Origin of the sequence: Acinetobacter sp. YH16042 (genome assembly GCF_013417245.1) — a bacterium.
Lineage (GTDB): Bacteria > Pseudomonadota > Gammaproteobacteria > Pseudomonadales > Moraxellaceae > Acinetobacter > Acinetobacter amyesii.
The window spans coordinates 18,666-39,246 of sequence record NZ_VPEJ01000004.1 but is presented as its reverse complement, the minus strand read 5'-3'; the positions used below and the strand labels follow the sequence as shown (position 1 = coordinate 39,246).

The window sequence follows — 20,581 nt, the reverse complement described above, 5'->3', positions numbered from 1 at the left end:
GATATCACACCCAATCACAGAAAAAGAGTGCTTGCTAAAAACTGCAATAAACAACTCGTTTATTTACCACAAACTTGATAAGTTAAATTTTTATATTCAGAAATAGACATGATGAAAAATATATGGATTTTAGTTGCACTGACAGCACTTATGGCGGGTTGTAGCACAACACAGCAAACTGAAAATATGCCAGAAAAAATTGGTATAGCAAATCCAGCCAGCCAATATTGTGTAGAGCAAAAAGGTAAACTTGAGATTCGTGATGAAGCAAATGGTCAGGTGGGGTATTGCCATCTGCCAAACGGGCAAGTGGTTGAAGAATGGGCATTATTCCGTAGTAGTCAGACCCAATGTGTACCTGAAAAGGCCAACACTCTGATTGGTCAAGCAAAATTGACAGAAGATCAGATCAAGGCGATTAGCCAAGCTCAAATTGTCCGTCTAGTCAAACCTGGGCAGCCTGTGACAATGGATTATCGTGTAGAGCGCGTAACTGTTACTGTAAATCCAATCAATCAAAAGATTATTCAAGCAACTTGTGGTTAATGCAAACTTATAAAAAAGGCCCGAAAGGGCTTTTTTTGTTTGTTCGGTTGCGACTAATTTAAATGACAAATCCATTACGATCTTTTATATTGCCCCTCGTAAGGAGAAGTTCATGAAAAAGTTATTTGCTTTATCCGTTATGGTGGCTTTGGTCGGCTGTGCTGAGAAAAAACCATTAACCCCTGAAGAGCAATGGCAGGGTTACTGCCGCAGTGTAGGTAATGCTGCACGTACGATTATGTTAGATCGTCAAAATGCAATTGAAAAAGACAAAGCAATTGAGCATGCCAGCAAGATTGAGGATGAAACCACCAAAGGATTTATCCTGAACATCATTGATGAAGTTTATGCCTTGCCACAAGCTGAGATTAATGCTGATGTTGAAAAAGCACGTGAAAAAATTCGTGTTGAGTTTACTGAAAAATGTATCGCAACACCGCATACCGAAATGCCAGATTACAAACCGTTCTAAGGAACGGTTTTTTTATGCGAGAAAATGCGTAAAGCAAACCCCGTTGTATTCATCAGCGAGTAGTTACAAGGGTAGCAATTCTTTTAACCATATGATGGAGTTCATGCATTTCGCCGATGCCTATTTCTCTTAGGGGTATTTTAAACACGAGATACTCAAACATTTAAAATAGCCTAACCAAAGCGAAATACAAATTGTGACAACTTGCTAAATCATAAATATAGAAAAGCAAATCTTTTTAATGAATAATGAAATGGAGAATAAAAAAACAGTAGAGGAGTAGAATATGGACGTTATCGGTTATATGCATCACTAAGATCTACTCCTAGAAGATGAACAAGGCGTAGCAATTATCGGTGGTGGGAACTACGTGCTCAGCATTGGAGATAAAGTCACTTTACGCCAAAAAGTAGATGCATTTTCTCAACGCTATTTGGTCGATATCAGCTTTGCAAGTAATCAACATCAAACCACATGCCAGGACGAATGGTGCCTCAGATTTACAGGCGATCGAGCAGAACTTCAGCAATATATCACTGCAACCACTGTCCACTAAGGTGGAATATCTAATACAGATAAAAACAGGCAACATTTAGTTGCCTGTTTTTTGATGGTTAATTTTAGTCAAAAGTTAATATGCGCAAGAAAAGCGTGTTCTAAGTATTGATTTTGCTTAATGTATAAACGATATGAGGATCATTTATTTATAAAATAACGGGCATCACGAAGAAACACTTGTAGTGCATTAACTTTTAACTGGAATTTTAGTAAAATTTAGCAGTCCATATTATTTGCGTAGCTTTATTTAAAGCAGGAATGCGTAAATAATTTTTTAAAAAAGAGGAATAACACCGTGCTAGAAGCTTACCGCCAACACGTTGAAGAACGTGCCGCACTCGGAGTCCCACCGAAGCCACTTGACGATGCTCAAACAGCTGCATTAGTTGAATTATTAAAAAACCCACCAGCTGGCGAAGAAGCATTTTTAGTTGATTTACTAGAAAACCGTGTTCCAGCGGGTGTTGACCAAGCTGCATACGTTAAAGCTGCTTTCTTAGCTGCTTTGGCAAAAGGCGAAGCGACTTCTCCACTAGTAACTAAAGAACGTGCGGTTTACCTACTAGGTACTATGCTTGGTGGTTATAACGTTGCTCCTTTAGTTGCACTTCTTGATGATGCAGAGCTTGCTGAATTAGCTGCTGACGCACTTAAGAAAACTCTTCTTGTATTTGATGCGTTCCACGACGTTGCTGATAAAGCAAAAGCGGGCAATGCGAATGCACAAGCAGTTATGCAATCTTGGGCTGACGCTGAATGGTTCACTAGCCGTAAAGACGTTCCTGAAGAAATCAAACTTACAGTTTTCAAAGTAACTGGCGAAACTAACACAGACGACTTGTCACCTGCACAAGACGCGTGGAGCCGTCCAGACATTCCGTTACACGCTAACGCAATGCTTAAAAACGTACGTGACGGTATCAACCCAGAAGTTCCTGGTGAAGTTGGTCCTCTTAACCAAATCAAAGACCTTATCGCGAAAGGCAACCAAGTTGCTTACGTAGGTGACGTTGTTGGTACTGGTTCTTCTCGTAAGTCAGCAACTAACTCTGTACTTTGGTTCTTCGGTGACGAAATTGCTCACATCCCGAACAAAAAAGACGGTGGTTACTGCTTAGGTTCTAAAATCGCTCCGATTTTCTTCAACACAATGGAAGATGCTGGTGCATTGCCAGTAGAAATCGATGTTCAAAACATGAACATGGGCGACGAAATCACGCTTAAAATCGACCACGCTGCTGCTAAAGTAACTGCGTTCAAAGACGGCGTTCAAATCGCTGAATCTGAACTTAAAACTCCAGTTCTTTTAGATGAAGTACGTGCTGGTGGCCGTATCAACCTTATCGTTGGTCGTGGTTTAACAACTAAAGCTCGTGAAGCTCTTGGTCTTGCACCTTCAACTTTATTCCGTACTCCAGTTCAACCTGCAGCTACTGGTAAAGGCTTCACTCAAGCTCAAAAAATGGTTGGTCGCGCTTGTGGTCTTCCTGAAGGTCAAGGTGTACTTCCAGGTACTTACTGTGAACCTAAGATGACTACTGTTGGTTCTCAAGATACAACAGGTCCAATGACTCGTGACGAACTTAAAGATCTTGCTTGCCTAGGCTTCTCTGCTGACCTAGTTATGCAATCTTTCTGTCATACAGCTGCGTATCCAAAACCAGTTGACGTTCAAATGCAGCACACGCTTCCTGATTTCATTATGAACCGTGGTGGTGTTTCTCTACGTCCAGGTGATGGTATTATCCACTCTTGGTTAAACCGTATGCTTCTTCCAGATACAGTTGGTACTGGTGGTGACTCGCATACTCGTTTCCCAATCGGTATTTCATTCCCAGCGGGTTCTGGTCTTGTAGCGTTTGCTGCTGCAACTGGCGTTATGCCACTAGACATGCCTGAGTCTGTTCTTGTTAAGTTCAAAGGTAAAATGCAACCTGGTATCACTCTACGTGACCTAGTACATGCGATTCCTTACGTTGCGATCCAAGAAGGCGACTTAACTGTAGAGAAAAAAGGTAAGAAGAACATCTTCTCTGGCCGTATCCTTGAGATCGACCTTACAGAAATGGAAACTGACCTTACTGTTGAGCAAGCGTTCGAACTTTCTGACGCTTCTGCTGAACGTTCAGCTGCTGGTTGTTCTATCACGCTTTCTGAAGAGAAAGTTGCTGAATACCTTAAATCAAACATTACTATGTTGAAATGGATGATTTCTGAAGGTTATGGCGATGCTCGTACTATGGCGCGCCGTGTAGAAAACATGGAGAAATGGTTAGCGAACCCAAGCCTAATCAAAGCAGATCCAGATGCTGAATACACTAAAGTGTATGAAATTGACCTTTCTACAATTACTGAACCAGTTCTTTGCTGCCCGAACGACCCAGATGACGCTAAATTGCTTTCTGACGTTGCTGGTACAAAAATTGACGAAGTATTCGTTGGTTCATGTATGACTAACATTGGTCACTTCCGTGCGGCTGGTAAACTTCTAGACAAAGTTCCTGGTGGTTCTTTATCTACTCGTCTATGGTTGGCTCCTCCAACTCGTATGGACGAACGTCAATTGATGGAAGAAGGTTTCTACAACATCTATGGTAAAGCTGGCGCTCGTACAGAAATGCCAGGTTGTTCATTATGTATGGGTAACCAAGCACGTGTAGCTCCGAACACTACTTGTGTATCGACTTCTACTCGTAACTTCCCGAACCGTCTAGGTCAAGGTGCGAACGTTTACTTAGCTTCTGCTGAGCTTGCTTCTGTTGCTGCTGTACTTGGTAAATTACCAACTCCAGCTGAGTACCAAGAATACGCAGCTCAAATTGATAGCATGTCTGCTGACATCTACCAATACTTAAGCTTCGACAAAATGAGCGACTATACTGACGCTTCTAAAGATGTTGATACTAAGAAAATTGCTGCTGCTCAATTGTCTTAATTGATTAAGTAGTTGAAAATAAGGGCTGATTTATCAGCCCTTATTTTATTATTAAAAGTATATTGCGAATTTTATACGTGTTTAAATTTGATTAATTAGAATATTGTAAGTTTAATCTGTTATTAGGTTTAAACGACTTTTATAAAATATTAAGAAATAAGTGATATTGAATTCACGGATTAGTTATGAACTTTAGATTATATTTTTTACCTTTAGTTATAGTATTTTTTTTAAGCTCTTGTTCATCAAGCTCATCTGAACCATTAATTTTATCCGAACAGCAAGAAAAAAATATTTTGAATGAGTATAAAGGTCTGCTTGAAAAGAAAAAGTATGAAAAAGCATATAAAAAATTATTAACTTTAGAAAACGTAAATAATATTAGTAGTTATGCTAAAAATGAGCTTGGGAATTTTTATGAGAATGGAATTTATGTCGATAAAAATTTAGATTCTGCATTAAAATATTATGCTGAAGCTGGAAATGAAAATTATATTCCAGCTATTTATAATGTAGGAAGAGTTCGATTAGAGCAAGGATATTATACAGAAGCAGCATCAATTTTTAAGGAGATTGAAAATGATAATTTCGCGCCAGCCTTTAATTTAATAGGTGTGATGTATAATTATGGCTATGGTTATGATGTAGATTTAGAAAAGGCACTGAAATATTATAAGAAGGCTGCTTTGCTAGGTAATCCAGATGCGCAGTTTAATATTGGGCAAATGTATTTTGAAGGAATAGGGGTTAATAAGGATTTTAAGGAGGCTTTCAAGTGGTACACTTTATCGGCAAATCAAAATTATTCTCTAGCGGAGATCCAATTAGCAACATTATATTTTAAAGGGTATGGTGTGGGAGCTAATATTAATACAGCTATTGAAATAATAAAACCATTAGCAATAAATGGGAACCCTGATGCTATTTACAACTTAAGACTTTATTATAAAAAACTAAATAATTCAAAAGATTATGAATACTGGGATAAAGTATGTAAAAAAAACCATGATTGTGATATTTGACTTTAAATTTTTTTAAAATGGCGGATTCAAGCAGCAAGTGCAACAGTATAAAAACCAGCCATAACTTCACTCGGTGTATACCAACCTAGTGTTTTTCTAGGACGATGGTTGAGTGCAAATTCTATCTGCTCTATTTGTTCGTTTGACACGTCATCAAACGATGATGATTTTGGCAGATATTGACGGATTAAACCATTCGTATTTTCATTTCTAGCTCGCTGAATAGACTTGTAAGGGTCAGCGAAATACGCCTCTATGCCGGTATCAGTAATTCTTTTGTGTTCGGAAAATTCTTTGCCATTATCAAATGTCACGCTATAAGCATGGCTCATTCGTAAACGATCTAATGCATAAGTAATCGTTTGAGGGGATGCTCTCGTTGGCCCTAAATGAACAATATGTACATACAGGCTCTTTCGATCAACGAGAGTCAATAAAGCACCTTTATGATGTTTACCAATCACCGTGTCACCTTCGAAATCTCCTAAACGTTGTCGTTGATCAATGACCTGGTGTCGGCAGTGAATACTTGTTTTATCAATGATTTGACCCCTACGATCCGTGTTTTTGTAACCGCGTTTTCAATATTTCTTCTGATGCCTTAAATGTAGATGAAGTTTACCGCCTTTTGATTTATCTTGATAAATGTACTGGTAAATCCACTCATGTGAAGGTACATCCAGCCAATCGCGTTGTGTTAAAGCACCTGAAATTTGTTCGGGTGACCAGTCCAAACCAATCAAATAATCAATATAAGCGAAGGCAAATGCTGTCATTGATGATGAAGGACGGTACCGTCTTTGACTTGCAAATTTAGCTGCCTGTTGAGCTCTATATCCACGTTGCCCAGTATTTCTTTTTAATTCACGGTAGATGGTTGATCGTGAACGTCCTAATTCCCGAGCAAGGGTAGCGATTGAACTTTTACTTTTCAAAGTAGCATAAATTTTGTATCTTTCATCTTGAGAAAGTTGGGTGTATTTCTTCATTGTGTGCTTTCCAATTGCGAGTTGAAAAAGTCTAATGATTCTATGAATACATCTAACTTTTTCAACTAACTACAAATGTGTCGCACTTGGGATTTGAATCTGCGATGAATAATGACTTAAACTTTGAAAATATGTGCCTTTTTTCTTGTCACCATAGCTTCGCTTTTGTTTTTAGGCTTTTATATTTGAATTCCGATGGTATCTACGATCACCACATTCTAGTCTATGTCTTCACCTTAAATACAGCGTAATGCGCTATCTGTGGTTTATTGGACTGGTGTTGTTGATAGTATGGGTTTATCACGTCATCGTGGAAAAAAAAGCCGATCAAGTCGAAGATTTTTTAAATCGTAGAAAGCGAAAATAATGCTATTCAGCAGTATAAAAAGGGAGCATGACGCTCCCTTTTTATTGAGTTTATTCAGCTTCCGTTGGGACGAGCATCAGCACAGATTCATTTAATAGCATGGCAATATCTTCTAAGATATCAGCATCATATAAAGATTCGTCTAGCGCTAGACTTTGGCCATCGGCAATGGTTTTTAAATGCACTGCAAATTCGTCTGAGATACAGATTCCTTCGCCATTTGCCCAAAACAAAATATCACCGTCTTGCTCTGTATATAGTAAGCGTGAAGCCGGTTCTAACATGAGTTGATAGCCTTGATCTAAGGCCTCTTCAAGATCACCAGTGCCGATTTCTTCGGCTTCAGGAATATTGTCAGGATATTTAGGTTCTGACATTAAGCTCATGATTGCATCTTCAAGTACGGTTGAATTTTGCAATTGTTCAAATAACTTTTCTTTTAAATACTCAAGTTCATTTTCAGTCACTTGGCCAATCGCACTGATTTGGTCACGTAAAATGTCAGTTAATGGATTTTTAAGTAGAGGATTGTCTGTGAATTTGTCTGTCACTCGATCCATCATTTCAGTGACATTTGGCATGCGGAAGCCAAATGAATACGTCAGACATTCATCTTCAGCTACGCCATAGTGTGATAGGCCTGGTGGTACATAAAGTAAGTCGCCGGGAGCAAGCACTTCATCAAAATGAACGTCCATTTCTGGGAGTAAGCGAAGCGGTTGACCTTCGACAAATGAAGTATCTGCATCACACATCTGACCTAATTGCCAACGGCGGTGACCATAGCCTTGTACGAGGAATACATCGTAAAAATCAAAATGTTGCCCGACAGAGCCACCTTTTTGTGCATATGACACCATGATGTCATCACGACGCCATTGCGGAATAAATGAAAACTGCTTCCAAAGCTCGGCTAGGTCAAAAGAATAATGATCGACAGCTTGAACCAATAAAGTCCACAGTTTCGGCATTTTTTGAAAATCGGCTTTAAGTAGTGGAGAAGATTTCACTGTCCATTGGTTAGGATCACGATCTTTTTGTTTGATGAGACGTGCAGTGACATTGTCTTCTAAAGCCAATTCAAGAACGTCTTTAGGTTCAAGTATTTGGGCAATTTCAGGGAGTGCATTACGAACCAATAATGGTTTTTTTTGCCAATATTCGGCAAGGAATTGTTCAGCGCTTATGCCGCCGAGGATGTCAAGAGAATGAGCCATAACTAAATACATACAATTTTAATGGATATATTGTCCCTTGAGATTCCTGTTTTTAGCAAGGCTCTATTTCATTAAATTATTTCGATTAGCTTGAGACTATTTTAAAGGATTGTCTTTGAGATATTGCATGACTAATTTTTCAACTTCCAAATCATAGCTATTGGCAGCAGCCGTTGTCGCTGAAAATTTCATGAATTGCTCAAAATGTGCATTGGTGTCAATTTTAGTATTTTCTTTGTCAGACATTAATTTGAAATGATTCGGCATGACTTTTGCCATCATTTCAACATTTTCGGTTTGTAGTTTTAGAAGTTTTTTCACTTCAACTGTTTGTGGTTGAATGCTTTCAAATTTTTGTTTGCCTAGAGCAACCAGTTTATTGATTTGTTGTTCTGGCGTGCTACTACCACCGGTTTTGGTTTTAGTCCCTAGCTGTTGAATGATTTGCTCCTGCATTGCAGCGCCTTGTTGTTCTAATTCAGCATAGATAAATTTATATTGAACCCACTCATTGACTAAGTTTTTGTTGTATTGCTGAGAGTTGGTCACAGTTTGATTCACTGTATTGGTATGACCGTTTGTCGAACAAAATAGAAGGCTAATGCTAATGAGGCTAGATGAAATTAAATTAAACGTTTTCATGTTTTCAGTTCTTGGTTGTAATAAATAAGTAAGTGACTTTTTAATCATTAGCCCATAAAGAGCTAATGATGTGTTTATTATGCTGTAACAGATAATAATTTTAAAATTATGGGACTAAAATCTTAAGCTCACGCAAAATATTGCAGAGTTTAATCATCGGCATACCCATGAGTGTGGTTTGGTCTTGCCCGATCATTTCTTCAAATAAGCTAATCCCTAAACTTTCACACTTAAAACTGCCAGCGCAGTGTAGCGGCTGTTCAACCTGAACATAACGTTCAATTTCAGGCAAGCTAAGTTTGCGAAACTTCACTTTATAGTGCTCGACAAGGGTTTGTTCAAAACCTGTCGATTTTTGTTGGACACTGAGTGCCGTACTGAAATAAACGATTTTGTCAGAATTGGCTTGAAGCTGCTTAATGGCTTTTTCATCGCAAAGCGGTTTACCGATAAAAATATCTGGTGCACCTTCGCGCCATGCGACTTGGTCAGAACCAATCACAATCGCGTCTGGGTGCTGGTTTGCAATCGCAGAAGCTTTTTCAAATGCCAGTCGCTTTGCTAACTCATCGGCGTGGTTTTCACCGCGAGGTGTTTCGTCTATATCTGGTACGATTGAGTGGTAATCAATCCGTAAACGGTCCATCAGGTCTTTACGGGTTTGGCTGCTCGAAGCCAAAATGATTTTGGGAGTACTCATTACACTGCATATTCCATAAGTACATCAAGCGGTACATAAGACAGCGCCGCTTGGTGACACGCTTGTATTTTAATAGGTGGGGCAAATCCTTCTTGATACGCTTCCACCCAGCGAGTCACACAGATACACCAGAAGTCACCAGGTTGTAGTCCTGGAAAACCAACTTCGGGTAAAGGTGTGATTAGGTCATTGCCAACTTTTTGGGAAAAGTTTAAAAATTCAGATGTCATTTGTGCACACATCGTATGCTGACCAAGGTCTGTTGTTGCTGTATGGCAAAAGCCATTTCTAAAATATCCGGTAATCGGATCAAAACAACAGCTTGCCAAGGGTTCGCCTAAAACATTTAAACGATTAATATTTGGGTCTGGATGAATCGACATAAGCGCTGAATCTTTATAAGGCTTTTCGCTATCATAACAAAACTTTGGCTCGACATAGCTTTTCTGCAAAAGAAGCTAACGTTTTTCTGCATAATCATTTAAAATCGTCGCGTTTTGATATCAATAAAAGAGAGTAATGCATGAACTTTCAGCGTATGACTGACCTAGATTTGGCGGGTAAACGTGTTCTGATCCGTGAAGATCTTAACGTACCAGTTAAAAATGGCGTGATTACAAGCGATGCACGTTTACGTGCGGCGTTGCCAACAATTAAAGCAGCTGTAGAAAAAGGTGCTGCTGTAATGGTGTATTCACACTTAGGTCGTCCTGTTGAAGGTGAGCCTAAAGCAGAACAGTCTCTAGCACCTGTAGCTGCTTATTTAACAGAGGCGTTGGGTCAGGACGTTCAACTGATCACTGACTATTTGGACGGTGTTGACGTTGCGCCAGGTCAAGTGGTTTTACTTGAAAACTGCCGTTTCAACGTGGGTGAAAAGAAAAACAATCCTGAATTATCTGCTAAATACGCAGCACTTTGTGATGTTTACGTAATGGATGCATTTGGTACGGCTCACCGTGCAGAAGCATCGACTGAAGGCGTAGCACGTTGTGCAAAAGTGGCTGCTGCAGGTCCTTTACTTGCTGCTGAGCTTGATGCACTAGGCCGTGCACTTAAAACTCCTGCAAAACCAATGGTTGCGATTGTTGCAGGCTCAAAAGTTTCTACTAAATTAGATGTATTAACTTCACTATCTGGCATCTGTGATCAATTGATCGTGGGTGGTGGTATTGCCAATACATTCTTAGCTGCTGCAGGCTTCAATGTTGGTAAATCACTTTGTGAAAATGACTTGATCGACACAGCAAAAGCCATTGCTGCAAAAGTATCTGTACCACTTCCAACAGATGTGGTTGTTGCTGATGCTGCTGAAATTGATTTTGCAGACTTCCTCGGTTCATTAGCTGCTGCTAAAGCTGTTGTGAAAAAAGTTGAAGATGTAACAGATAACGACATGATTTTGGATGTAGGTCCTGAAACTGCCAAAGCATTTGCTGAGATTTTGAAAACTTCAAAAACTATTCTATGGAATGGCCCAGTAGGTGTGTTTGAAGTTGATCAATTCGGCGAAGGCACAAAAGCATTGTCTTTAGCGATTGCAGAATCTGAAGGCTTCTCGATCGCGGGTGGTGGTGACACGCTTGCTGCAATTGATAAATATGCAGTTGCAGACAAAATTGGTTACATCTCGACTGGTGGTGGTGCCTTCCTTGAATTCGTCGAAGGTAAAACACTTCCTGCTGTAGCTGCGCTTCTTGACCGTGCTTAATTTAGTATTATCAATAAGATAATACAGTATTAAAAAAGGTTGGCTTCGGTCAGCCTTTTTTTATCGCCCATTCATTTTGCCGTCATCAAAGTGCAATATTTCTGCAATAAAATTCATCGCAACACCTAATTCGCAGTAGTAGGAAACAACGATGAACTTAAAACTTGCACTTGCTGTACTTTTAATCGCACCATTAACTTTGACAGCTTGTGCTAAAAAAGAGTCTGCACCAACGGAATCAGAAGCATCTGCTGTTGCCGTAGACAATGCTCAAACAACGCCAGAACAACAAAAAGCCATTGATGAACTTGATAAGCCAGTATTGGATGAAAAGAACCAAGATGTTCCTGCTGAAATTGCAAATGCACCTGCAGACGAAGCAACAGCTGACGCTGAAACAGCCGCTTCAGCAGCAGCAGCTCACTAAGATTGTTGTCTTTATTTAAAAAGTCCCTGCAAATGCAGGGATTTTTTTTTAAATAGTGTTATTTGTTGCTGAATTGAAATGATTGAGCATGTAGAATATGCGGCATTACCTGGGAGGATATTATGGCTCTTATTTCATTGCGCCAGCTCTTGGATCACGCCGGCGAACATGCTTACGGCGTACCAGCATTCAACGTAAACAACTTAGAACAAATGCGTGCAATTATGCTTGCAGCAGATGCAACAAATTCACCTGTAATCGTACAAGCATCTGCAGGTGCACGTAAGTATGCAGGCGCTCCGTTCTTGCGTCATTTGATTTTGGCAGCAATCGAAGAATGGCCACATATTCCTGTGGTTATGCACCAAGACCATGGTACTAGCCCTGATGTATGTCAACGTTCTATTCAACTTGGCTTCTCATCAGTGATGATGGACGGTTCATTAGGTGAAGACGGTAAAACACCAACTTCATACGAATACAACGTAGATGTGACTCGTCGTACTGTTCAAATGGCACATGCGTGTGGCGTTTCAGTAGAAGGCGAAATCGGTTGTTTAGGTAGCCTTGAAACTGGTATGGCTGGTGAAGAAGATGGTGTAGGCGCTGAAGGCGTACTTGACCATTCTCAACTTTTAACTTCAGTTGAAGAAGCGCGTTCATTTGTATCAGATACAAATGTTGACGCACTTGCAATTGCGGTGGGTACTTCACACGGTGCGTACAAATTTACTCGTCCACCTACAGGTGACATCTTAGCGATTGACCGTATTAAAGAAATTCACGCTGCGTTACCAAATACGCATCTTGTAATGCACGGTTCAAGCTCTGTGCCACAAGAATGGTTGGCTGTAATTAATGAATTCGGTGGTAACATCGGCGAAACTTACGGTGTTCCAGTAGACCAACTTGTAGACGCAATCAAACACGGTGTTCGTAAAATTAACATCGATACTGACTTACGTCTTGCTTCTACAGGTGCTATGCGCCGTATGATGGCTGAAAAACCAGCTGAATTTGACCCACGTAAATTCTTCTCTGCAACTGTTGATGCGATGAAACAAATTTGTATCGATCGTTATGAAGCATTTGGTACAGCGGGTAATGCTGACAAGATTCGTCCAATTTCTTTAGAGAAAATGGTGAGTCACTATAAATAATTTGTCTTGAGATAGATTATTTTTGAAGAAAAGCCCACAATTAAGTGGGCTTTTCTTTGATTTGAACTTAGAAAAATTGCTTTAAATACAACTCAAGAATAAGAGCGTGTCATGGAATTGATCTTTGCTGCCGCGATTTGCAGTGTTCTCGTTTCAGTAATTCTAAAACTCTGTCGTGATCGGGGTTTTAACCCTGCACAAATGATCACATGGAATTATGCATCTGCGAGTATTTTATGTTTTCTATGGTTTAAGCCGGATCTAGCCCATATTTCGATTAATAAAACGCCGTGGGTTTTAATTGCGGCTTTGGGTGTATTACTGCCGACGATTTTTTATTGCTTAGCACGCTCACTGCAAACAGCAGGTATTTTAAAAACCGAATTGGCTCAGCGCTTATCGGTTGTGCTTTCTCTTAGCGCAGCCTATTTTATTTTCAGTGAATATTTTAATGCCATTAAGCTCATTGGTATTGCGCTTGGTGTACTTGCGGTATTGCTGATTTTATTTTCACAGCGTAAGGGAAGCATTGATGGAAAGCAGGGGATTTTATTTTTATTAAGCGTTTGGGCAGGCTATGCACTGATTGATGTGCTATTAAAATTTGCCTCAGGTTTGGGCATGCAGTTTGCGGTGACTTTAAATCTGGTGTTTATTTGTTCATTTCTACTTTCGAGTATTTATAACATCGTACAACACGGCAGTCTGGGGCAGACAAAAAATATCCTCGCTGGATTGGGCTTAGGTCTCTTAAACTTTGCCAATATTGCACTGTATGTGAAAGCCCACATGTTGCTTAAAGACACACCTGCAATCGTCTTTGCTGGCATGAATATTTTGGTTGTAGTTTTAGGTGTGGTTGCGGGCCTCATCATCTTTAAAGAAAAATTGAGAGTCGCAACCGTATTTGGTTTGATTGCAGGGATCATGAGTGTGGTTTGCTTAGCATATGCCATGTCTGTCTAAGATAACTTTTAGCAAAAACGATCGGGTGTTGTAGCAAATCATCCCACTCAGCCACGCCCATGAGCAGTCCTTGATCTCGACAACTCGGACACTCAGGGCAGTGATGATCAGTATATTGATAAGTATACAGATACATTTGATGGCAATGACCGCATTCAAACTTCATCGGCATTTGTAGTAAATATGACATGTCCCACCTCTGCTTGATTTGTTGTTCTGATTCAAATTATTCAGCAAAGTTCAGACCAATTTATAAATATTATATTTTCACATTGTTGCTAAATATGTCGTTATTAAAAAAGCCCTCGATTTGAGGGCTTTTAGTTTTAGATGCTTAGTTAACGTGTGAGTTGTTGAAAACGTTGTAAGGTGTTTTCAAAATAACATTTACCCACTGCAACGGGGTGTTTTAGGAAATCTTGAGTTTCAATCGTGCCTTGTAACTGACCCGGTTGTTTACAGTTTGGGCAGTTTGGATAGCTATGGAGCATATCGCCCGCATATTTTTGTAAATAAACCGTATTGCACGCTTCGCAATGAAATTTCATGGGTAATTTTATAGCTGTAGGCATAGGGAGAGACCTGAGTATATTTTGAGCAGAATATACTCGATAATTGTTTAAATAATAAGTCCCGAAATGACAAAAAAGAGGTAAAATAGCCCCTTTCGTCGGTTTTATGAAAAGCCTAGAGATGTGTAAAAATTTCTTCAGCATTCAGACGTGATTTAGGTAATTTCGCATTGAAATCATTTTCGCTACGATAGCCTAAAGTCATCAGTACAGAAGGAATCAAGTTTTGTTCAACTAAGCCCAATTCTTCAGTGATGATGGCTTCGTCAAATCCACCAATCGGTGTTGCATCCACACCTTCAATGCCTGCTGCCAAAAGCATTTGACCTAAAGCAATAAATGTTTGGTTTTCAGCCCAACGTTGAATATCACCTTTTTCATTACGATAATAATCGACATAACCTGTACGGCTGTCTTTTTGACCTTGTTTGGCTTTGTCATCTTTAAAGCGACCACTACGATCATCCTGATTTAAAAGATTATCTAAATGCTCTGTAGTGATGTCTGCTTTAGTACAGAATAAAATCGTATGTGATGAATCTAAAACTTTTGGGGCATTGTAGGCATATTTTCCTACTAAGGCTTTGGCAATGCGTTGTTTGGCTGCATCATGATCTGCAATAAAAAAATGCCAAGGCTGAATATTAATAGAAGATGGTGCTAAACGGAGTATTTGTAATAAACGCTCAAATTGTTCCTGCGGAATTTTTTTAGCAGGATCATAAGCTTTCGTGGTATAGCGTTGTTTTGATACGTTTAACAGATCCATCGAATATCTCCAGATATAGTTTGCTGTAGTTTAGCGGATAAACGGCCAAATGGTCTAAGGAGAAAATTTTCCAAAGATAGATCTTAGTCGTATATGCTGTACTCATTGGCTAAAAATTAACAGATTTAAGCTGTATGAAGTGCGAATTAGAGTTATATAAAATCATAAGATAGATAAATGCTATTGGTAGTTTTTGCCAAAAGGCGTTTAATCAATTGTAGTTAATCATAGTTTAAGCATGAGACAGCAGCGATGGATTACACCAATCATTTCAAGAAAAAATTAAAAACCGAACAGCAGATTGGTTTATGGGTCGGATTAGCCGATGCTTATGGGACTGAAATAGCTGCAAATGCAGGTTATGACTGGTTGCTAATTGATGGCGAGCATGCACCAAGTGACTTACGGACGACATTGTCGCAATTGCAAAGTATTGCAGCATATCCTTCGCAAGCCGTAGTTCGACCTCCAATTGGTAGTGTGCAACTGATTAAACAATTGTTGGATATCGGTGCGCAAACCTTGCTGATTCCTATGGTTGAAACTGTTGAACAAGCTCAACTTATGGTTAAGGCAGTACGTTATCCACCTGAAGGTATTCGTGGAGTAGGTGCAGCATTAGCACGTGCAACACGTTGGAACAGTATTCCTGACTACTATGCAACTGCACATGAAAATATCTGTTTACTGATTCAGATTGAGTCGGTTGAGGGGATTAAAAACTTAGATGAAATACTGAAAATTGATGGCATCGATGGGGTATTTATTGGTGCGGTGGATTTGTCGGCGACGATGGGTTATCAGGGGAATTCGAACCATCCTGAAGTACAAAAAACCGTGATTGATGCAATTCAGCGTATACGTAAGGCGGGTAAAGCAGCAGGTATTTTGTCGACACAGCATGATGTGACTCAGAAGTATATCGAGTTAGGCACAGAATTTGTTGCCGTGGGTGTCGACACCAGTGTGCTCATGAATTCGTTACGTGAGCTTTTATCGAAGTATAAAACAGATACCCAAGTGATGAAAACAGAAGGTGGTTACTAAGCGGTACAGCCTTAAGCAATTGGTAACCGTCAGATCAGATTTGAGCTAGTACAGCCTTAGAAAAACCTCTGCATAACGAGTTGTATATTTGATATCTTTGTTCTTGAGTGAGATGAGTATAGTTCATGATGCAACTTTGACCGGTCGGAAGCAAAATGCGAACTCAACTTGCTTCTCTCTAATAATTTAATCTTTGTTGCTCTTCTTTTTTGAATTTAAGAGTAAAAAAGACATACCGGAGTATGTCTTTTGGGGGAGATATTGCAGCTTAGAAGTCGTAACGTAGACCAAGAGAAAGTGCAGTTGCATTTTCATCACCGATACCTGAGATACCGTTACCGAAGCTACGACCTTCTTTCCAAGGATTGAGTTTAGAGTTTTTGTCGTTAAGCACAGTTGCTAAGTTGCTGTATACGCGTAATGTGCTATCCAACTTATGTTCTACACCCACACCGATCAAGCTTGCATTGGCATCATCAGCATCTACGTCACGGTAGAAGTATTCACCGCGTACTGAGGTTTTAGGCGTTACTTTATATTCGCCAGCTACACCGAAAACTTGCGCATCTGGGTTGGCTGTATTGTTGTCGTGTTTGGCAATTTGGTATAACGCACCCAAGTTAAATTCTTCAGTTAACTTATATGCACCAGCAATACGCAATGCATCACGACTTGCACCACCAGCTGCGTTTGCTGCATTTTCATCATACTTTTCGTAAGCTGCTGCAAAATCAATAGGGCCTTCTTTATAAGTTAGAGCAAGATCATAGGCTTTGTTATCATCTTTGCCTTCGCCATCTGCTTCACGGTCAATTTGTGTACCTGAATGCATTGACATTGCAGCCAATACATTGAAACCACCGCCAAATTTTGGCGATTTATATTCAATGGTGTTTTCATTACGTTCATCAAATTTTAAGTTGCCTACACGTGTTACGTTACGAACGTCACCAACCATGTCACCGAAGAAGTTCACAGGGCTACGTGCGACTTTAAATGGGCTGTCAAAACGACCTACACGTGCTTGACCATAAGTTGAACTTTTTAAACCCACGAATGTGTCACGTGTTGAAAAATCTACACCTTTGCTGTCTTGGCTACCGCTTGCAAAGTTTACTTCTTGCTCAATTTGAGCGAATACGTTGAGGTCATCATTAATTTTTTGATCTACTTTGAAGCCTAAGCGTGAAGCGTTAGAAGAAAGACCAACTTCGTTGTAATCTTTACCATCATCTAGATAGTCAAGAGAGACATGTGCACGGCCATAAATTTTTACATCTGCAGCAGATGCCATCATTGGTGTAAGAATTGTTGCCCCGATTGCTAATGCACATAGATTTTTTTTCATTTGAAGCTCCAGAAGACTTTTCCAGTCATATCAATATGTTTTATCAGTAGCTTGGCTAGAAGTAATTTCGCTATCTAATGGCGCTAAGTATTCATTACAAATAAGACAGTTCTATTAAGGAAATATTTCAAAACGGTGAAAGGTGATTTTTGGTTTAAATTGTATTTTTATTTATAAAGATTGATATTTATTAAATATTTATAGTTATTTTTAAATATTAAATTTTGCAGTTAAAATGACTTGGCACAATATTCTAAACATAAAAAAATGGAGCCGAAGCTCCATTGATCATCACTTTAAACTCAATTGGACTTAAAGTGCTGCTTTGATTTTTTCGCCAATAGCTTTAATTTTTTCCATGTCGCCCATTTGTGCGGCATGTTTACCTAATTCATGCACTGAAGTCGGTATTAGGTGGAAATGTACATGCGGAACAGTTTGACCCGCAGCAGCGCCAGACAACTGCATCAATACGATACCTTTCACGTCTAAAGCTTTTTCCATTGCTTTCGCAACTTTTTGAGCAACCTGAATGGTATAAGCAGCCGCTTCTGGATCTAAATCAAGCAGCGTAATAGCAGGGGTTTTAGGAATTACGAGCGTATGACCTTCGGCCTGTGGCATGACATCCATAAAAGCGAGTACTTGATCATCTTCATAGACTTTAAACGCTGGAAGTTCTCCACGTAAAATCCGAGCAAAAATATTTTGATCATCATAAGTCATTGCTAAATTCCTTGTGCGAATTGAATCGTAATTATTTACAGTTCAATTCTTTCTGACGATCTTTGATCGCGTCAAGTCGTTGTTGCTCTTTTTCTGAAAATTTAGGCTTAGTTGTGTAGCAATTGTCATTGCCAAACTTCGCTTTAGCGTCAGGATCTTTAAAGCAGAAACCTTTCGATGCATAAATCACGTCATGGTCATTTTTCAACTTTTGGCATTCTTGCTCAGATGCTAAAACAGTAGTAGAAGCCCCGATTAAAGTTACAGCACCTAGCAAAGTTGCGAGGGTAAATTTGTTCATGCGAGTTTCCTCTGTCATTTGTAACAATGTGTGTTATGACACTAGAGTACAATATGATGGTTATTTATCGTTATTCAATGGCGAGTTATTACTCAATTGTAATTTTACTCCATTTTTCATACATAATCATAGCGCTTGAAAAATCACTGTTTTCTTCAGCTTGATCACTTGCTGCTTGGATTAAGTTTTGCGTCAAAGACAGCACAGGCGCTGAAAGTTTTGCTTGTCGCACCAGATCAACAGCAATTCCCGTATCTTTTGCAAGTAATGGAAGTGCAAAGGTTAATGGGAAGCTACGATTCAGTACGCGCTGCGGTAAAACCGTTTCGGTCACATTACTTTTACCACTCGACGCATTTATACAATCGAGTGCTTCATGTAAGTCTACGCCATGCGCTTTTAAGGTGGTGAATCCTTCAGCAACTGCACAAAGATTTACAGCCATTAACATGTTGTTTACAGCTTTAACAGCAAAACCCGCACCCGGTTCACCCACATGTTTAATCAGTCTGCCAAATGTTTGGATCGCAGGTAATGCACGTTCAAAGGCTGCTGCGTCACCACCAATCATGACGGTTAATGTTCCCGTTTCAGCGCCAATGGTTTGTCCACTCACAGGGGCGTCTAAGAATGAAACGTTTTGTTGCTTTAAGGCTGAAGCGAGTTTTTTTGCAGATTCTGGCACACCGCTGGTACAGTCGACCCAAATCGAGCCTGATTTCAGCGTCACACTCGCAATTAAATTTTCAACATCTTGGCTGATGGGTAGGCAAGAAAAAATAATGTCCGCTTGTACTGCTTGTTCTAAAGCAACCGCTTGCGTACCAAATTCAGCAGCATGTTGCTCTGCCTTGGTAAAGTTTCGATTCCAGACATAAACCGTGTCGAACTGTTTTGGTAGGTGCGCTGCCATACGGGAACCCATTGCGCCCAATCCAATAAATGCAACTGACTGAATCATCTTTACTTTACCCTCTAAATTTTTATTTCAATAAACTGGATCTTTGTGTAAGCCACTGGGTCAAAGTTGGCCAAAATTGATTGGCACTTTTTTGACTCGACATCAGGCCGAGGTGACCACCGGGAATGAGAGTAAACGTGACATCTTGACTACTTGTCAATTCGCCTAAAGGACTTGCTGCATCTGCCGTAACGATTTGATCGGTAGAACCCGCGCCAATTAACAATGAACAGTGGATATTTTTTAATTGAATAACTTTATCTTTCAATTGAATAATGCCGTTTTTAAGCGGATTTTGTAGCCAAACATTGAAAACCATGTCTTGGTTAATGCCACCCGGATAGTCAATCATGTGATTGAGAAAATCGCCCATGGTTGCATGTTCATACAGGTCATGCAGATTATCTAAGTTAGATAAAAATTGCTTTTGGCTTTTGAACCAACCAATTGGATCGACGATTTTAAATCCAATCGCATTAAGCACGCCCGGTGTATGGATAAAATGTTTAGGAATTTTCCCAGTGTAAACAGTATCTTGTAAATTCTTACTACGTGAAAGCAAGCGATTGGTTTTTTGAAATAACTTTCCGATACGACCTGAGGCATAGCTATCAATTGGTGCGCCCATCACCATTAGATTTTTAACATGTTCAGGTTGATGTAATGCGGTATACAGCGTGACAAAGACTCCAGCCATGCTCCAACCATGTAGCGAGATGTATCGACTATCTGCATGCTCACAAATTTGATCTATACAATGGGGAATCACATCATCAATAAACGATAGAAAATTTAAGAATCGATCTTGATAGTTCAACTTTCCCCATTCCAACAAATAGACATCAAAGCCACTGTGTTGAAAATGTTTCACCAATGAGCGATATGGATACAAATCATAAATTGCCATATTGATGGCCAGTGGTGCAACAAACACTAAGGGTTCTTTGTATTTACGATCAGGCGAAGCGTAATACCGAACTTTTGCATGTTTATATTCAGTAATTACTTCATAGGGTGTTGATTGAGAAAGGACCAGCGATTTTGCATTAAACACACGTGTAGACAGGTGTTTAATTTTCTTTTGCTGCGCTAGAAATTTCTGTTTGAAAGGGTGCATAACTGTCAATTGCCTAAGTCCTTGTAGG

At 39.6% G+C, this 20,581-nt stretch carries 20 protein-coding genes and 2 pseudogenes; 10 read left to right on the top strand and 12 right to left on the bottom strand.

Going from position 1 to position 20,581, the window contains the following annotated elements; translation table 11 throughout:
• The first annotated feature begins 108 nt into the window (after window positions 1-108).
• The 5 genes and pseudogenes from FTV37_RS04065 to FTV37_RS04045 all read left to right on the top strand — a co-directional run bounded on the left by FTV37_RS04065 (window position 109) and on the right by FTV37_RS04045 (window position 5,533).
• Window positions 109-546, top strand: a complete 438-nt coding sequence (locus FTV37_RS04065; RefSeq protein ID WP_180007289.1) for an I78 family peptidase inhibitor — start codon at window positions 109-111, stop codon at window positions 544-546.
• A gap of 112 nt (window positions 547-658) precedes the next feature.
• A complete protein-coding gene (locus FTV37_RS04060) occupies window positions 659-1,018 on the top strand; it encodes a hypothetical protein (protein WP_180063094.1) in 360 nt (119 codons plus the stop codon).
• A 286-nt stretch (window positions 1,019-1,304) separates the two neighbouring features.
• Window positions 1,305-1,574 (top strand): annotated as a pseudogene (locus FTV37_RS04055) (hypothetical protein).
• A gap of 297 nt (window positions 1,575-1,871) precedes the next feature.
• The gene (locus FTV37_RS04050; protein ID WP_180063093.1) at window positions 1,872-4,511 is read left to right on the top strand and encodes a bifunctional aconitate hydratase 2/2-methylisocitrate dehydratase; all 2,640 of its coding nucleotides are present in this window, start codon (window positions 1,872-1,874) and stop codon (window positions 4,509-4,511) included.
• 185 nt (window positions 4,512-4,696) lie between these two features.
• Complete coding sequence (locus FTV37_RS04045) at window positions 4,697-5,533, top strand: tetratricopeptide repeat protein (protein WP_180063092.1); 837 nt, start codon at window positions 4,697-4,699, stop codon at window positions 5,531-5,533.
• Window positions 5,534-5,559: 26 nt separating this feature from the next.
• Here the strand turns inward: FTV37_RS04045 and FTV37_RS04040 are convergent.
• The 5 genes and pseudogenes from FTV37_RS04040 to FTV37_RS04020 all read right to left on the bottom strand — a co-directional run bounded on the left by FTV37_RS04040 (window position 5,560) and on the right by FTV37_RS04020 (window position 9,831).
• Window positions 5,560-6,522: pseudogene (locus tag FTV37_RS04040) on the bottom strand (IS30 family transposase).
• Between the two features lie 417 nt (window positions 6,523-6,939).
• On the bottom strand, window positions 6,940-8,106 hold the full coding sequence (locus FTV37_RS04035) for a cupin domain-containing protein (RefSeq protein WP_180027242.1): 1,167 nt from the start codon (window positions 8,104-8,106) through the stop codon (window positions 6,940-6,942).
• Window positions 8,107-8,202: 96 nt separating this feature from the next.
• Window positions 8,203-8,748 (bottom strand): hypothetical protein, encoded by a 546-nt coding sequence (locus FTV37_RS04030; RefSeq protein ID WP_180022725.1) that lies wholly within the window; start codon window positions 8,746-8,748, stop codon window positions 8,203-8,205.
• A 106-nt stretch (window positions 8,749-8,854) separates the two neighbouring features.
• Window positions 8,855-9,448: a nucleoside triphosphate pyrophosphatase gene (locus FTV37_RS04025; protein WP_180027243.1), complete on the bottom strand. Its 594-nt coding sequence runs from the start codon at window positions 9,446-9,448 to the stop codon at window positions 8,855-8,857.
• Entirely contained in the window at window positions 9,448-9,831 is a 384-nt protein-coding gene (locus tag FTV37_RS04020) for a DUF2237 family protein (RefSeq protein WP_078188698.1), read from the bottom strand. Before FTV37_RS04020 ends, FTV37_RS04025 begins: the two co-directional genes overlap by 1 nt.
• Window positions 9,832-9,971: 140 nt before the next feature.
• Between FTV37_RS04020 and FTV37_RS04015 the strand changes: the two genes are divergently transcribed.
• From FTV37_RS04015 to FTV37_RS04000, 4 genes are all read left to right on the top strand, one after another.
• A complete protein-coding gene (locus tag FTV37_RS04015; RefSeq protein WP_180063091.1) occupies window positions 9,972-11,159 on the top strand; it encodes a phosphoglycerate kinase in 1,188 nt (395 codons plus the stop codon).
• Window positions 11,160-11,310: 151 nt separating this feature from the next.
• Window positions 11,311-11,586 (top strand): hypothetical protein, encoded by a 276-nt coding sequence (locus FTV37_RS04010; RefSeq protein ID WP_078193510.1) that lies wholly within the window; start codon window positions 11,311-11,313, stop codon window positions 11,584-11,586.
• Window positions 11,587-11,708: 122 nt separating this feature from the next.
• On the top strand, window positions 11,709-12,746 hold the full coding sequence (gene fba, locus FTV37_RS04005; RefSeq protein ID WP_180007283.1) for a class II fructose-bisphosphate aldolase: 1,038 nt from the start codon (window positions 11,709-11,711) through the stop codon (window positions 12,744-12,746).
• A gap of 111 nt (window positions 12,747-12,857) precedes the next feature.
• Window positions 12,858-13,712 carry an EamA family transporter gene (locus FTV37_RS04000; protein ID WP_180049406.1) on the top strand — a complete coding sequence of 285 codons (855 nt, stop codon included), beginning with the start codon at window positions 12,858-12,860 and terminating at the stop codon, window positions 13,710-13,712.
• Window positions 13,713-14,050: 338 nt separating this feature from the next.
• On the opposite strand, the gene FTV37_RS03995 is transcribed toward FTV37_RS04000, so the two are convergent.
• Both FTV37_RS03995 and nfsB read right to left on the bottom strand, forming a co-directional pair.
• Window positions 14,051-14,284: a hypothetical protein gene (locus tag FTV37_RS03995; protein ID WP_078188692.1), complete on the bottom strand. Its 234-nt coding sequence runs from the start codon at window positions 14,282-14,284 to the stop codon at window positions 14,051-14,053.
• 115 nt (window positions 14,285-14,399) lie between these two features.
• Entirely contained in the window at window positions 14,400-15,053 is a 654-nt protein-coding gene (nfsB, locus tag FTV37_RS03990) for an oxygen-insensitive NAD(P)H nitroreductase (protein ID WP_180063090.1), read from the bottom strand.
• A gap of 252 nt (window positions 15,054-15,305) precedes the next feature.
• On the opposite strand from nfsB, the gene hpaI reads away from it, so the two are divergent.
• Window positions 15,306-16,100: a 4-hydroxy-2-oxoheptanedioate aldolase gene (hpaI, locus tag FTV37_RS03985; protein WP_168379673.1), complete on the top strand. Its 795-nt coding sequence runs from the start codon at window positions 15,306-15,308 to the stop codon at window positions 16,098-16,100.
• Window positions 16,101-16,368: 268 nt separating this feature from the next.
• Here the strand turns inward: hpaI and FTV37_RS03980 are convergent, their stop codons facing one another.
• The 5 genes from FTV37_RS03980 to FTV37_RS03960 all read right to left on the bottom strand — a co-directional run bounded on the left by FTV37_RS03980 (window position 16,369) and on the right by FTV37_RS03960 (window position 20,553).
• The gene (locus FTV37_RS03980) at window positions 16,369-17,448 is read right to left on the bottom strand and encodes a porin (protein WP_180063089.1); all 1,080 of its coding nucleotides are present in this window, start codon (window positions 17,446-17,448) and stop codon (window positions 16,369-16,371) included.
• A 312-nt stretch (window positions 17,449-17,760) separates the two neighbouring features.
• Window positions 17,761-18,174 carry an HIT family protein gene (locus tag FTV37_RS03975; RefSeq protein ID WP_078188511.1) on the bottom strand — a complete coding sequence of 138 codons (414 nt, stop codon included), beginning with the start codon at window positions 18,172-18,174 and terminating at the stop codon, window positions 17,761-17,763.
• Between the two features lie 31 nt (window positions 18,175-18,205).
• Complete coding sequence (locus FTV37_RS03970; RefSeq protein ID WP_180005094.1) at window positions 18,206-18,475, bottom strand: YARHG domain-containing protein; 270 nt, start codon at window positions 18,473-18,475, stop codon at window positions 18,206-18,208.
• An 88-nt stretch (window positions 18,476-18,563) separates the two neighbouring features.
• Complete coding sequence (locus FTV37_RS03965; protein WP_180005093.1) at window positions 18,564-19,436, bottom strand: NAD(P)-dependent oxidoreductase; 873 nt, start codon at window positions 19,434-19,436, stop codon at window positions 18,564-18,566.
• 22 nt (window positions 19,437-19,458) lie between these two features.
• A complete protein-coding gene (locus tag FTV37_RS03960; protein ID WP_180063088.1) occupies window positions 19,459-20,553 on the bottom strand; it encodes an alpha/beta fold hydrolase in 1,095 nt (364 codons plus the stop codon).
• Window positions 20,554-20,581: the final 28 nt, after the last annotated feature.